We start from the raw sequence: 14,376 nt of genomic DNA, 5'->3' as shown, positions 1-14,376 counted from the left end.
CCAGAAGAACTATAAGGTCGCCCGACTCGCAAGCACGCCGTCAAGCGTGGTCACCTTGAACATGCTTGACGAGCAGAGATGGGGCGATCGCTGTTCATCAACAGACCCACCTTACAACGGTAGGACATATCAACGCGTATAGACAGGCTATCCTATGGGCACCCGAGGGAGACGAAGCCCACGCGCGGAGCGGCCGCGCCGGCAGGGGTTGTCATGGTTGTTGCGTCGCTCGTGGGGGTCATAGGGGCGATATTGTCCCAGTTCTGCGCGAACTTGGTAAACCGCCCCCGAACTTATCCCTGCAAGCTCAGCTATTGCGCTTGATCCCGAGCGCGCCCAGCATCTGCTCGGTCTGCTTTTGCATCTGCTCCTGCATCTGGGCGAACATGTTCTGCGACTGCTCCATGTAGCTGCTCATCATGTTCTGCATGGCGGGCGGCTGCATGCGCATGAACTGGCTCCAGGCCTCGGGCGAGGTGCCCTGGGCCTGCTCGGCCAGCTTGTTCTGGAAGTCGGTGAACATCTGCACGTTCTTTTCCAGGTAGGAGCCCATGTAGCCCTGCATGGCGTGGCCGTAGAAACGGATGATGTTGGCCAGCACGGTCTCGGAGAACATGGGGGCGCCGCCCGCCTCTTCTTCCAGAATGATCTGCAGCAGGATGCTGCGCGTGAGGTCTTCGCCCGTCTTGGCGTCCTTGACCACCACGGGCTCGTTGCCCATCACCAGCTGCTTGACTTCCGTCAGCGTGATGTAGGAGGACGTGTTGGTGTCGTAGAGACGGCGGTTGGGGTATTTCTTGATCACGCGCTGTGCGCTGGGGGCGGCGGCTGTTGTCGTCTCTTGCATTGCAATGCTTCTCCTCTTGTACCTGCTGTACCTGTTTGCGCCTGCTTGCACCGGCTCGTGCGGGCAATCGGCTATTGCACTGCAACAGATTCTAGGCAGCGCCTGCAGCACCCGGCGCAGCAGTAACCCTGATGGGGATCAACGCATGCGACACGGCAAATGGCCGCCATGCAACCGTTGAGGCAAAAAAAATCCCGCTTGAAGCGGGATTTCTTTTTTGCAGCCCCTGGTGAGACTGCTTTGTTTGGTAGGCGCGATTGGACTCGAACCAACGACCCCCACCATGTCAAGGTGGTGCTCTAACCAGCTGAGCTACGCGCCTGTCGTTTGTTGAAGCCGCAAGTATAGCAGTGCAAAACAGGGCTTCCGGGCAAGTTGCGCAGTTTTTTGGATCAACCCGCCACCCTGGCCCGTTCCAGCATGGCGTGCATCAGCACATTGCAGCCTGCGGTGATGTCGGCGGGCGTGGCGTCCTCGATCTCGTTGTGGCTGATGCCGTCCTTGCAGGGGATGAAGACCATGCCGGCCGGCGCCAGCCGCGCCATGTAGACCGCATCATGCCCGGCGCCCGAGACGACGGGCATGTGCGAGTAGCCCAGGGCCTTGGCGGCGCGCGCCACCGCATCCACGCAGTCGGCATGGAAGGGTTGGGCGGGGTAGCTGGACACCAGGTTGATCGCTATGGGCAGGCCCGTCTCCCGGCTGATGCGGTCGGCCACTGCGCGGATGTCGGCGTCCATGGCTTCGCAGTCGGCATCGGTGGCGTTGCGCAGGTCGATGCTGAATTTGACCTGGCCCGGGATCACGTTGCGGCTGTTGGGATGGACCTGCACCATGCCCACGGTGCCGCGCCCGTGGGGCGGATGGCGGTGGGCGCAGGCCACCACTTCCTGCATCAGCTGCGCGGCCACCTGCAGCGCGTCCTTGCGCAGGGCCATGGGCGTGGGGCCGGCATGGGCCTCCATGCCCGTGACCACGCAGTCATACCAGCGGATGCCCAGCACGCCGGTAACCACGCCAATGGTCCTGGCGTTGTCCTCCAGCACCGGGCCCTGTTCGATGTGGGACTCGAAGTAGGCGCCGATCGGGTGGTCGCCAGGCTCCTGGCTGCCCACATAGCCGATACGCTCTAGCTCGCCCTTGACGGTCTTGCCTTCGGAGTCGGTGGCTGCATAGGCATGCTCCAGCGTGAAGGCCTTGGCGAACACGCCCGAGCCCATCATCACCGGCACGAAGCGCGAGCCTTCCTCGTTCGTCCAGAAGGCCACTTCGATGGGCGCTTCGGTCTCAATGCCGTGGTCGTTGAGCGTGCGCACTACCTCCAGCCCCGCCAGCACGCCGTAGTTGCCGTCGAACTTGCCGCCCGTGGGCTGGGTGTCGATGTGGCTGCCCGTCATGATGGGCGGCAGGCTGTTGTCGCGCCCGGGCCGGCGCATGAAGCCGTTGCCGATCTTGTCGATGGTTACCGTCATGCCCGCCTCGCGCGCCCAGCGGGTCACCAGATCACGGCCCTGGCGGTCCAGGTCGGTCAGCGTCAGGCGGCAGACGCCGCCCTTGGGCGTGGCGCCGATCCGGGCCAGCTCCATGAGTGAATCCCACAACCGGCTTCCGTTGACGCGCAGCTGCGCGATGTCCTGCTTCACTTGGGTATCTGTATCCATTGCGGTCTCCTTGTCATGCGGGCTTCAGCGCGCCACGGCCGTGGGCTGCAGCGTGGCGGCGCGGCGCTGCACCGCGTCGAAGTTGGGGCCGAAGGCCGGGCGCTTGATATAGCGCCCCTTGCCCATCTCGGCACGCAGATCGCCCTGCGCATAGGCCACCACGCCCTGGCTGATGGTGTGGCTGGGCATGCCTTGCACGGTGCGCCCCTCGAAGATGTTGTAGTCGCCCTTGGAATGCTGGGTCCTGACCGACAGGGTGTGCGTGGCGGCAGGGTCCCAGACGACCAGATCGGCATCGGCGCCCACGCCGACCAGGCCCTTGCGCGGATAGATGTTGAAAAGCTTGGCCGTGTTGGCCGAGGTGATGGCCACGAATTCGCTGGGCGTCAGCCGGCCGGTGTTCACGCCCGCATCCCAGATCACGGCCAGGCGCTCCTCCACGCCGCCGGTGCCGTTGGGGATCTTGGCGAAGTTGTCCCGGCCCATGGCTTTCTGCGCGGCACAGAAGGTGCAATGGTCGGTGGCCGTGGTGTGCAGCTGGCCCGACTGCAGGCCCTGCCACAAGGCCTCCTGGTGGCCCTTGGCGCGGAAGGGCGGGCTCATCACGTGGGCCGCAGCCTTCGCGAAGTCGGGGTCGCGGTACACGCTTTCGTCGATCACCAGATGGCCGGCCAGCACCTCGCCATACACGCGCTGGCCGCGCGCACGGGCAGCGGCAATGGCCTGCGCCGCTTCGGTGCAGCTGACGTGCACCACGTAGATGGGCACGCCCAGCACGCCGGCGATGGCGATGGCGCGGTTGGCCGCCTCGGCCTCCACCATGGGCGGGCGGGCCAGCGGGTGGCCTTCGGGCCCGGTGATGCCCATCTTGGCCACTTCCTGCTGCAGCAGGTAGACCAGCTCGCCGTTCTCGGCATGCACCGTGGGCATGGCGCCCAGCTCCAGCGCGCGCTTGAAGCTGTTCACCAGGGTTTCGTCGTCGCACATGATGGCGTTCTTGTAGGCCATGAAGTGCTTGAAGCTGTTGACGCCCTCCTCGCGCACCAGCGTGCCCATGTCGGCATGGACGCTGTCGCTCCACCAGGTGACGGCCACGTGGAAGGAGTAGTCGGCCGCAGCCTTCTCGGCCCAGCCGCGCCATTTGCGGTAGGCGTCCAGCAGCGGCTCCTGCGGATCGGGAATGACGAAATCGATGATGCTGGTGGTGCCGCCGGCCAGCGCCGCCGCCGTGCCGGTGTAGAAGTCATCGGCCGTGACCGTGCCCATGAAGGGCAGTTGCATGTGGGTGTGCGGATCGATGCCGCCGGGCATGACGAACTGCCCCGAGGCATCAATCACCTGCGCCCCGGCCGGCACCAGGGCCGCCACATCCGGCCCCACGGCCGCAATCGCCCCATCCACACACAGCACATCGGCCTTCTCCTGCCGGTCTGCATTCACCACCGTGCCGCCACGCACCCATACCGAACCCTGTGATTGACCCATAGCGTCATGCCTCCTGTTGGTTGGTCCGGCCTATGCCTTGCTCAGCGCGGGAGCGCCCTTGGTCACCTGGCCTGCCATGCCGATGCGGTAGACCACGCCGGCAATGAACAGGCCGATGAACCATGCGTAGTCATAGGCATGCTTGAAGAAATCACCCACGTTCGGGAATGCAGCGGGGAACGCCGCGTGCAGGAAGCCGGGCAGGTTGGGCGCCACGCCCAGGGCGAAGGCCGCCACGGCCACCCAGTTCCAGCCGTTGGAGTAGCGGTAGACGCCCTCTTCCCTGTACAGGTCTTCCACCACCAGCTGCTTTTTGCGCACCAGGAAGTAGTCCACCATCAGAATGCCCGCGATCGGCCCCAGCAGGGCCGAGTAACCGATCAGCCAGGTGAAGATGTAGCCCTCGGTCGATTCCAGGATCTTCCAGGGCATCATCACGATGGCAATGGCCACCGTCATGTAGCCGCCCACGCGGTAGCTGATCTTCTTGGGCGCCAGGGCGGAGAAGTCATAGGCCGGCCCGACCAGGTTGGCCGCCAGGTTCACGCTCACGGTGTCGATCAGCAGCACGATCAGCGCGATCAGAACGGCCGCGCCCGTCATGCGGCTGGCGACATCCACGGGGTCCCACAGGGCCTTGCCGTAGATCACCACGGTGCCCGATGTCACCACCACCGCCAGCATGGCCAGCAGCCCCATGGGCACCGGCAGGCCGATGGCCTGGCCCACCACCTGGTCCTTCTGCGACTTGGCAAAGCGCGTGAAGTCCGGAATGTTCAAGGCCAGCGTGGCCCAGAAGCCCACCATGGCCGTCAGCGACGGCCAGAACACCGACATGAACTGGCCCGCCTTGGGGCCGCCCGGCGCGTACTGCGAAGGCTGCTCCATGATGGGGCCAAAGCCGCCGGCCTTCTGGTAGACCCATCCCAGCAGCACGAAGCAGATCAGGATCTTGAGCGGCGCTGTCCAGGTCTCGAGCTTGCGGATGGACTCGATGCCATGCACCACGAAGTAGAACTGGATCGCCCAGAACACCAGAAAGCACACCAGTTGCCCCACATTGATGCCCAGGCCCGCGATCTTCTCGCCTTCCAGCGGATGGCCCAGCAGCACGCCCAGCAGGGTGTAGATCATCATGCCGCCGAACCAGGTCTGGATGCCGTACCAGCCACAGGCCACCAGGGCCCGCAGCATGGCCGGCAGCTTGGCGCCGTGGGTGCCGAACGAGGCACGGGCCAGCACAGCGAAAGGAATGCCGTACCTGGCCCCGGCATGGCCGATGAGCAGCATGGGAATCAGCACGATGAGATTGCCCAGGAACACCGTCATCACCGCCTGCGACCACGACATGCCGTTCGTGATCATGCTGGCGGCCAGCGTGTATGCCGGGATGCACATCACCATGCCTATCCACAGGGCGGCGAAGTGGTACCAGGTCCAGGTGCGCTGGCTCGGCAGCGTGGGTGCGAGGTCGTGGTTCCACAGGCTGCCTGTGGACTCACCGGAATGCGGGGCATGCGACATTGCGAAGCTCCTTCTCGAAGAGAGAAATCACCAATCCATTGCTGATCCAGGGTCTGACTTTTTCCATCAAGCGCATTTCGTGCCAGGTCGGCCCGGATGCGGGCCGTGCGCCGACCTGCCGCAATGCCCCCTCTAGCCCTGCGCCGTCACGGCCTGGCGCATGGGGTTGTTCGGGTGCGTGGTCCAGTTCGCATACTCCCCGGTGACCGTCTGGCCGGTGCGGGGGTCCACCTCGCCCGGCTGCAGGCTGCGCATGGTGATGCACTCGGGCACGGGGCAGATGGACACGCACAGGTTGCAGCCCACGCATTCGGTGTCATCCACCTCGAAGCGGCGCACACCGCCCTCCTTGCTGAAAGTGATGGCCTGGTGGGAGGTGTCCTCGCAGGCCACATGGCAGCGCCCGCACTGGATGCAGCTGTCCTGGTTGATGACGGCCTTGTCGATGTGGTTGAGGTTGAGGTCCTTCCAGTCCCTGACCGTGGGCACGGCCCGGCCCTGGAAGTCCTCGATGCGAGCAAAGCCGTGCGCGTCCATGTAGTTGGACAGCCCGTCGCACATGTCCTGCACGATGCGAAAGCCGTAGACCATGGCCGCCGTGCACACCTGGACATTGCCGCATCCCAGCGCGATGTATTCGGCCGCGTCCTTCCAGGTGGTGATGCCGCCGATCCCCGAGATGGGCAGGCCCGCCGTCTGCGGATCGCGCGCGATCTCGGCCACCATGTTCTGGGCGATGGGCTTCACGGCCGGGCCGCAGTAGCCGCCGTGCGAGCCCTGGCCGTCGGTGCTGGGGTGCATGACCAGGGTGTCCAGGTTCACGCCCATCAGCGAGTTGATGGTGTTGATCAGGGACACCGCATCCGCCCCGCCGGCCTTGGCCGCCCGCGCGGGAAAGCGCACGTCGGTGATGTTGGGCGTGAGCTTCACGATCACCGGCAGCCGGCTGTACTGCTTGCACCACTGCGTGACCATCTGGATGTACTCGGGCACCTGGCCCACGGCCGCACCCATGCCGCGCTCGCTCATGCCGTGCGGGCAGCCGAAGTTCAGCTCCAGCCCGTCGGCGCCGGTATCCTCCACCATGGGCAGGATGCGCTTCCAGCTTTCCTCCACGCAGGGCACCATCAGCGAGGCGATCAGCGCGCGGTCAGGCCAGGCCTTTTTCACGCGGGTCATTTCCTCCAGGTTGGTGCGCAGCGGCCGGTCGGTGATCAGCTCGATGTTGTTCAGGCCCATCACGCGCCGGTCCTGCGCCATGAGGGTGGAGTAGCGCGGCCCGTTCACGTTGACCACATGCGGGTCCTCGCCCAGCGTCTTCCACACCACGCCGCCCCAGCCGGCCTCGAATGCGCGGGTGACGTTGATCTCCTTGTCCGTGGGCGGTGCCGAGGCCAGCCAGAACGGATTGGGGCTGGAAATGCCCAGAAAGCGGCTGCTGATGTCTGCCATGTCGATGCTCCTTGAAAAGCGCGGGCACAGCCGCTCAAACCCCGGCCGCCACGGCGCTGGTCAGCGCCTGGTGCATGGCCCGCGCGGCGACCTTGCCGTGCTCCACCGCCTGCACGGTCAGGTCCTGGCCACCGGCGCGGCAGTCGCCGCCGGCCCACACGCGCGGCACGCTGGTGCGGCCTTCGTCGTCGGTGTCGATGCGGCCGTCACGCAAGGCAATGGCCGCGCCCGCCGGCGTGGCGACATAGGTCTGGCCAATGGCCTTGAGCACCATGTCGGCCGGCACGTCGAACACCTCCTGCGTCACCTGCAGCCTGTCGCCCTCCATGCGGGTGCAGGCCATGCGCACGCCGCAGACCTTGCCGTCCTGCACCAGGATCTCCTGGGGCGCGGCCCACAGCCGCAAGTTGACGCCATGGGTCTGCGCCCATTCCTGCTCCACCCAGGAGGCGGACAGCGCATCCTTGCCCCGGCGGTAGAACATGGTGACCTCGTCGGCCCCCAGCAGCCGGGCCTGCACGGACGCATCCACCGCCGTCATGCCGCCGCCGATCACCACCACGCGCCGGCCCACCGGCACCGTGGATTTGTCGGCCGCCTGGCGGATGTCGGCAATGAAGTCCACCGCATTGCGCAAGCCTTCGGCCTGCGGCTCGGCCGCGCCCAGCGCATTGACGCCCGCCAGGCCCAGGCCGAGGAATACGGCGTCATGCTCTGCCAGCAGCGAATCCAGCGTGAAATCTCGCCCCAGCCGCTGGTTGTTGCGCGGCGTGATCCCGCCCACGGACAGCAGCCAGTCGATTTCCTTTTGCGCAACATCACCGGGGGTCTTGTAGCTGGCCAGGCCGTATTCATTGAGCCCGCCCAGCTTGGGCCGGGCATCGAACAGCACCACCTCATGGCCCTGCAGCGCCAATTGGTGCGCGCATGTCAGGCCGGCAGGGCCAGCTCCGACCACGGCCACCTTCCTGCCCGTGGCGGCGGCACGCTGGAACAGCGGTGCACCACCGGAGGCCATGAAGGCATCGGTCGCATAGCGTTGCAGTGCACCAATTTCGACCGGCTTGTCTTCCTGGGTGTTGCGCACGCAGGCCTGCTCGCACAACTGCTCCGTGGGGCAGACACGGGAGCACATGCCACCCAGCGGGTTGGCCGTCAGGATCTCGCGCGCCGCGCCACGGACGTTGTCCTGGGCGATGCGGGCGATGAAGGCCGGCACATCGATGCTGGTGGGGCAGGCCGTGGTGCACGGCGCGTCATAGCAGTAGTAGCAGCGCTCGGCCTCGATCAGGGCCTGGGCGCGGTTCAGCGGGGGGTGGGCGTCGGAGAAATTGGCCGCGTAGTCGGCCAGGTTCAGGCGGCCGGCGGCAATGCCGCAGGCGCGGTGCGAGGGGCTATCCATGGTGCATCCTCCAGAGTCAGGATTGAGGGCGTGAAGGGGGACACGGCATGCAGGGCCATGCCGGGCCATCTCGGACAACGCAAGGCGGCCCGCAGGAGGAACTCCTGCAAGGCCCCGGATCCAGCAACACAGTCTTCGGAGGTTTCATCGTGGTCCTCGCATGTGCAAGTGACGCCTCTTGTCGGGCGCACTGGGGGGTGGAACGGAATTTACGCGGGTGAAAAAATTTACCAATCAGTAAAATCACCCAGAAAGTCGTCAGCAAGAAAGATGCCAGACAATCGCACCAAAATGGCGCCACTTATCTCCACTTACCATCTGCGCAATGGCAACCCTTTCTGACAATGCGCCCTCCCCCCAGGCCCGATCGGCCACGCGCAAGCCCACCGCTGCACGGCTGCGCAAGGAGCTGAACATCCTGCAGACGGCCGAACTGCACTTTGCGCAATACGGCTTCGAAGGCGCATCGCTGGAACTGATCGCGCACGACGCCGGCCTCAGCCGCCACAACCTGCTGTACTACTTCGCCAGCAAGGAGGAGCTGTATCTGCGCGTGCTGGGCGATGTGCTGACGCAGTGGCTGACCGGCATGTCCGACCTGCTGCGCGGCGACGACCCGGCGGAGGCCTTGCGCATCTACATCCGGGCCAAGCTGCAGTCCTCGCGCGAGCGGCCCCATGGCTCCCGTGTCTTCACGCGCGAGGTGATGGCCGGCGCGCCCCGCTTCGGGCAGGCCATATCGAGCCAGGTAGGCCCGGCACTGGCAGCCGACGTGCAGGCCTTCGAGCGCTGGGTGGCGCAGGGCAAGATTGCCCGCGTGGATTTCACCCACCTGATGTTCATCCTCTGGTCCGTGACCCAGGCCTACGCCGACCAGCAGGCCCAGTTCGCGCTGCTGCTGGGCCGGCCGGAACTGACCGCCGACGACTACGACACGGCGGCCGATCTGATCTACCGGCTGGTAATCCGTGGCCTGCAGCCGGATACCGCGGCTCTCGCACAATGAGCGCATGAATCACAGCATCCGCCTGAGACCCCTGGAGCGCGAAGATCTGCGCTCCGTGCATCTGCTCAACAACAATGCCGCCATCATGCGCTACTGGTTCGAGGAGCCTTACGAGACCTTCGACGAGCTTTCCGCGCTCTACGACGCGCACGTGCACGACCAGACCGAGCGCCGCTTCATCGTCGAGCACCAGGGCGATCGCGCCGGTCTCGTCGAGCTGGTGGAGATCGACCTGATCCACCGGCGCGCCGAGTTCCAGATCATCATCGCCCCCGAGCAGCAGGGCCAGGGCATCGCAGCCCAGGCAACGCGGCTGGCGCTGGACTATGGCTTCAAGACGCTCAACCTGCACAAAATCTTTCTCCATGTGGACCAGGAGAACGAGAAGGCCATCCACATCTACGCGCGCATAGGCTTCGTGCAGGAAGGCGTGCTGATCGACGAGTTCTTCGCCAACGGCCAGTACCGCAACGCCATCCGCATGTACCTGCTGCAAAACGACTACCTGCAGGCACAGGCCGGAGTCGGCACCTGACCTCCTGACAGAGGAGCGCGGGCCCTGCCCGCCTCCTTGACCGGCAAGTCTCCCCATCGTTGCCGGGCGCACAAACAAAAAAACCAAACAAAAAAGCCTTCTGAGTGATCAGAAGGCTTTTTGCATTCCATCTGGCAATGGAAAATTGGTAGGCGCGATTGGACTCGAACCAACGACCCCCACCATGTCAAGGTGGTGCTCTAACCAGCTGAGCTACGCGCCTGTGTTTGTTCGAGAAAGCGATTCTAGCACGGGTTTTCCAGGGCTCCGGCAAAAATACCCGAACAGGCTCAGCGCCGCCGTGCCGAACGCACGCCCGCCACGGCGGCCACGATACCCAGCACCTTGTTGAGGCGACCGGAATCGGCCACTTCCACGGTGAAGGTCATCCAGGCCGTTCCCTTGACGGATTGGGTCTGCACGCCGATGACATTCGTCTTCTCCCGCGCAAAGACTTCGGAGATATCGCGCAGCAGGCCCTGCCGGTCGGCCGCTTCCACGGACACATCGACCGGGTAGACGGCCGAGGCCACGGCCGCCGCCTTGGGCTGGCCCCAGGCCACGTCGATCACGCGCTCGGAATTGCGCGCTGCCATTTCACGGAAGTTGGAGCAGTCGCAGCGGTGCACGCTCACGCCCTTGCCGCGCGTGACAAAGCCCCGGATGTCGTCCGGCGGCGCAGGCTTGCAGCACTTGGCCAGCTGCGTCATCAGCGAATCCACGCCCACGACCAGCACGCCGCCCTTGGGCGAGTCCGTGCCACGTGCCTTGCGCACCGGGGAGAATTCCTCGACTTCCTCCTCCGCCTCGGCCGGTCGCAGCACGGTCTCGATGTTGCGCAGCGAGTATTCATCCTTGCCGACGACTTCGAACAAGGCATCGGCCGATTTGAAGCCGAGCTGAACGGCCAGCTCCTCCAGCTTGACGGCCGTCTTGCCCTCGCGCTGCAGCAGTTTCTCGACCGCCTCGCGGCCGCGCGCCACGGTCTCGTGCGTGGCCTGGGCATTGAACCAGGCACGCACCTTGGCCTTGGCCCGGTTGCTGGTCAGGTAGCCGAGGTCGGCGTTGAGCCAGTCGCGCGAGGGGCGCCCCTCCTTGACCGTGGTGATCTCCACGGTCTGGCCGTTTTGCAGCGGCGTGTTCAGCGGCACCATGGCGCCGTCCACGCGCGCGCCGCGGCAGCGGTGGCCCAGGCTGGTGTGCACCGAGTAGGCAAAGTCCACGGGCGTTGCGCCCTGCGGCAGCTCGATGACGGCCGCATCGGGAGTGAGCACGTAGATGCGGTCCTCGAACAGGCCGCGATGATGGGCGCCCGCCAGGTCGCTGCCCCAGGCCAGCAACTGGCGCAGCACGGCGATCTTGGCGTCGTACTCGCTGCTGGCGGTGACGCCCGCGTATCCCTTGGTGCCCGCCTCCTTGTAGGCCCAGTGGGCGGCCACGCCGTGCTCGGCATGGTCGTGCATGGCCTGGGTGCGGATCTGGATCTCGATGGCGCGGCCCGTCTCGTCGCGCACCACGGTGTGCAGCGACTGGTAGCCGTTGGGCTTGGGCTTGGCGATGTAGTCGTCGAATTCCGCCTCGATGGGCGTGAACTGCTCGTGCACCCAGGACAGGGTGGCGTAGCAGTCCTTGATCGTGGGCACGACGACACGCATGGCGCGGATGTCGAAGACCTGGTCGAAGTTCAGCGACTTGCCTCGCATCTTCTTGACGATGCTGTAGATGTGCTTGGGCCTGCCTTGCACGGTGGCGCTGATGCTGTGCGCGCGCAGGTCGGCCTCCAGCCGTGCGCGCATCTGCTCCATATAGGCTTCACGCTCCACGCGCTTTTCATCGAGCAGGCGGGCCACTTCGCGGTAGGTCTCGGGCTCCAGGAAGCGCAGGGACAGATCCTCCAGCTCCCACTTGATCTGCCAGATGCCCAGCCGGTTGGCCAGCGGCGCAAACACCGTCAGCGCCTCGCGCGCAATGCCGGGCGAGACCGGGCGCTTGCTGGCTGCGTAATAGCGCAGCGTCTGCAGGCGCGACGCCAGCCGCAGCAGCACCACGCGCAGGTCGCGCGAGAAACCCAGCAGCATCTTGCGCACGTTCTCGGTCTGCGTGGCCTCATCGTCCAGGTACTGGCCGCCCAGCTCTGCACCGCGCGCCTGCTCCTGCACGCGCATGAGCTTGTTGGTTTCCACGGCCAGGGTGGCGAAATTCTCGCCAAAGGCCTTGGCGATCACTTCCTGCGGGCGATTCAGGTGCACGCTGGCATGCACCAGATAGATCGCCGCCTGCATGGTTTCGGAGCCGCCGATGGTCTTGAGGATGGCAGCCACCGCATCGGCATGGGCCATGGTGTTCTCACCGGACTCCATGGTCTCGGTGGCGATCAGCGGCTCGGCAAAGCTGCGCGCGCGCGCCAGCGCGTTGACCTGTTCGGGCAGGGTCTGCGACGTGGCCGTGATCAGGTGCGGCAGCACCGACGGCACCTGGCCCGGCGCGGCTGCGGCGGGCGAAGGCGCCTGCACGGCGGCCTCGCTGCTGGCAGTCTTCATTCGTCACTCTCCCTGGCCTGCTCGGCAAGATTCATGGTGCTTGGCAAGCGCTCTTCTCCCCATAAGAACCGGCACAGCAAGGCCACCTGCCCTGCTGCGACGAAGGTGGGCGCATGCCCCACCCCTTCAAATTCCACGCAATGCGCCTTCGGGCCGCGCTGCGCCATGGCCTGTGCCGTGGCCGCCGTCAGCAGATCGGACTGCGCACCACGAACTAGCAAGACGCGTGCCTTGATCTGGTCATACAGTTGCCACAGCAGCGCTTCGCCGGCCTGGGCCATCTCGCGCGTCATGTGCTGCAGGGGCACCGCAATCTGAGGGTCATAGTGCAGGACAAGGCCGCCATCGGCGGCCGGCCGCATCATAGGTCGCGTCAATCGCAACCATTGCCCTTCGCTATGTGGGCCAAAGCCTTCGGAAATCAAGAGCAGCGCATGGGCTGCCTGCTCAAGATTTTCAAAATGCGCGCCCTTGCCCAGGTACTGCCCTATGCGCTCCAGGGCAGACCACTCGATGACAGGTCCCACATCGTTGAGCACCAGCCTGCGGATGGGCGCCGGCAGCGGCAGCCCCGGCTGGCCCGCAAGCGCCATGCCGATCAGCCCGCCCATGCTGGTGCCCACCCAATCCAATTGTTCGACAGGCGCCTGCGCATGCACCTGGGCCAGCAAGGCCAGCATGTCGGCTGCGTAAAGAGGCACCTGGTAGGCGGCCGGATCCTGCAGCCAGTCGCTTTCGCCACGCCCGACCACGTCGGGGCAGATCACGCGGGCACGTTCGCTGAGCCGATCGGCCAACGCGTCGAAGTCACGCCCCTGGCGCGAAAGGCCGTGCACGCAGACCACGACATGGGGATGGTGCGGATCGCCGGTGCGATTCCATTCCCAATAAGCCATGCGGTGCGAAGCATTCTCTTGAGCAGCCGGGCTGGCAGTACGGCTCCAGGGTGAGGCACGCCCGGCAACCCCCGGGCAGGATACGTAGTTCAGCGTAGGATGATTCATGGAAACGCATTCGCGGAGCCGGCGCCGATAATGGCTGTGTTGCATCGTACATTCATTCGGAGACTCTCTATGTTGAAAGGCAAGACCGCCCTCGTGACCGGCTCGACCAGCGGCATCGGCCTCGGGATCGCGAAGGCGCTGGCCCGCCAGGGCGCCAATATCGTGCTCAACGGTTTCGGCGATGTGGACGGCCCCCGTGCCGAAGTGCTGGCCGCAGGCCAGGCCGCCGGCGCCCAGGTCGCCTATCACGGCGCCGACATGAGCCGCGTGGCGGACATCGAGGACATGGTCCAGTACAGCGTGCGCAATTTCGGCCAGATCGACATCCTCGTGAACAATGCCGGCATCCAGCACGTGGCGCGCGTGGAAGACTTCCCGCCCGAGCGCTGGGACGCCATCATCGCCATCAACCTGTCCAGCGCCTTCCACACCTCGCGCCTGGTCCTGCCCATGATGCAGGCGGCCGATGGCGGCAAGGGCTGGGGCCGGATCATCAACGTGGCCTCGGTGCACGGCCTGGTGGGTTCGGCGCAGAAGTCTGCCTACGTGGCGGCCAAGCACGGCATTGTCGGGCTGACCAAGGTCACGGCGCTGGAGAACGCCACCTCCGGCATCACCTGCAACGCCATCTGCCCCGGCTGGGTGCTGACGCCACTGGTGCAAAAGCAGGTGGACGCCAAGGCCGAGCAGCACGGCATCAGCAACGAAGAAGCCAAGAAGCTGCTGCTGGGCGAGAAAGAGCCCTCCATGCAGTTCACCACGCCCGAGGAACTGGGCGAACTGGCGGTGTTCTTCTGCTCGCCCGCCGCAGCCAATGTGCGCGGCGTGGCCTGGAACATGGATGGCGGCTGGGCGGCGCAGTAAGCGCGCCAGCACCGGTTCACGTCAAAAAAGGAGCGCCACGGCGCTCCTTTTTTCAT

11 protein-coding genes and 2 tRNA genes are annotated in these 14,376 nt (G+C 65.5%); 3 read left to right on the top strand and 10 right to left on the bottom strand.

The window, feature by feature from the left end:
- Positions 1 to 307: 307 nt before the first annotated feature.
- The 7 genes from phaR to ACF8O7_RS03945 form a co-directional block, all read right to left on the bottom strand.
- On the bottom strand, positions 308 to 847 hold the full coding sequence (gene phaR / locus ACF8O7_RS03975) for a polyhydroxyalkanoate synthesis repressor PhaR (protein ID WP_016445296.1): 540 nt from the start codon (positions 845 to 847) through the stop codon (positions 308 to 310).
- 245 nt (positions 848 to 1,092) lie between these two features.
- Positions 1,093 to 1,169 (bottom strand) — tRNA-Val (locus ACF8O7_RS03970).
- Positions 1,170 to 1,239: 70 nt separating this feature from the next.
- A complete protein-coding gene (locus ACF8O7_RS03965) occupies positions 1,240 to 2,508 on the bottom strand; it encodes a Zn-dependent hydrolase (RefSeq protein ID WP_047217671.1) in 1,269 nt (422 codons plus the stop codon).
- A 24-nt stretch (positions 2,509 to 2,532) separates the two neighbouring features.
- Complete coding sequence (hydA, locus tag ACF8O7_RS03960; protein WP_280047844.1) at positions 2,533 to 3,993, bottom strand: dihydropyrimidinase; 1,461 nt, start codon at positions 3,991 to 3,993, stop codon at positions 2,533 to 2,535.
- A gap of 30 nt (positions 3,994 to 4,023) precedes the next feature.
- The gene (locus ACF8O7_RS03955; protein ID WP_392442411.1) at positions 4,024 to 5,517 is read right to left on the bottom strand and encodes an NCS1 family nucleobase:cation symporter-1; all 1,494 of its coding nucleotides are present in this window, start codon (positions 5,515 to 5,517) and stop codon (positions 4,024 to 4,026) included.
- Positions 5,518 to 5,649: 132 nt separating this feature from the next.
- Positions 5,650 to 6,969 (bottom strand): NAD-dependent dihydropyrimidine dehydrogenase subunit PreA, encoded by a 1,320-nt coding sequence (gene preA / locus ACF8O7_RS03950; RefSeq protein WP_013803150.1) that lies wholly within the window; start codon positions 6,967 to 6,969, stop codon positions 5,650 to 5,652.
- A 34-nt stretch (positions 6,970 to 7,003) separates the two neighbouring features.
- Entirely contained in the window at positions 7,004 to 8,371 is a 1,368-nt protein-coding gene (locus ACF8O7_RS03945; RefSeq protein WP_392442409.1) for an NAD(P)-dependent oxidoreductase, read from the bottom strand.
- A 325-nt stretch (positions 8,372 to 8,696) separates the two neighbouring features.
- Between ACF8O7_RS03945 and ACF8O7_RS03940 the strand changes: the two genes are divergently transcribed.
- Together ACF8O7_RS03940 and speG are read left to right on the top strand one after the other, a co-directional pair.
- Entirely contained in the window at positions 8,697 to 9,377 is a 681-nt protein-coding gene (locus ACF8O7_RS03940; RefSeq protein WP_160852597.1) for a TetR/AcrR family transcriptional regulator, read from the top strand.
- A 4-nt stretch (positions 9,378 to 9,381) separates the two neighbouring features.
- On the top strand, positions 9,382 to 9,912 hold the full coding sequence (gene speG, locus ACF8O7_RS03935; RefSeq protein WP_016445275.1) for a spermidine N1-acetyltransferase: 531 nt from the start codon (positions 9,382 to 9,384) through the stop codon (positions 9,910 to 9,912).
- A 146-nt stretch (positions 9,913 to 10,058) separates the two neighbouring features.
- Here speG and ACF8O7_RS03930 read toward each other — a convergent pair.
- From ACF8O7_RS03930 to ACF8O7_RS03920, 3 genes are all read right to left on the bottom strand, one after another.
- Positions 10,059 to 10,135 (bottom strand) — tRNA-Val (locus ACF8O7_RS03930).
- A 67-nt stretch (positions 10,136 to 10,202) separates the two neighbouring features.
- Positions 10,203 to 12,452 carry a bifunctional (p)ppGpp synthetase/guanosine-3',5'-bis(diphosphate) 3'-pyrophosphohydrolase gene (locus ACF8O7_RS03925; protein ID WP_016453022.1) on the bottom strand — a complete coding sequence of 750 codons (2,250 nt, stop codon included), beginning with the start codon at positions 12,450 to 12,452 and terminating at the stop codon, positions 10,203 to 10,205.
- Positions 12,449 to 13,456 carry an alpha/beta fold hydrolase gene (locus ACF8O7_RS03920; RefSeq protein WP_392442597.1) on the bottom strand — a complete coding sequence of 336 codons (1,008 nt, stop codon included), beginning with the start codon at positions 13,454 to 13,456 and terminating at the stop codon, positions 12,449 to 12,451. Before ACF8O7_RS03920 ends, ACF8O7_RS03925 begins: the two co-directional genes overlap by 4 nt.
- Before the next feature lie 69 nt (positions 13,457 to 13,525).
- Here ACF8O7_RS03920 and ACF8O7_RS03915 point away from each other — a divergent pair, with 69 nt between their 5' ends.
- Positions 13,526 to 14,320 (top strand): 3-hydroxybutyrate dehydrogenase, encoded by a 795-nt coding sequence (locus tag ACF8O7_RS03915; RefSeq protein ID WP_016445272.1) that lies wholly within the window; start codon positions 13,526 to 13,528, stop codon positions 14,318 to 14,320.
- Positions 14,321 to 14,376: the final 56 nt, after the last annotated feature.

It is taken from the genome of Delftia sp. WSY_16 (assembly GCF_043104415.1).
GTDB classification, from domain to species: domain Bacteria; phylum Pseudomonadota; class Gammaproteobacteria; order Burkholderiales; family Burkholderiaceae_C; genus Comamonas; species Comamonas tsuruhatensis.
The sequence above is the reverse complement of the archived record's forward strand: the minus strand, read 5'-3'. Positions and strand labels throughout refer to the sequence as shown.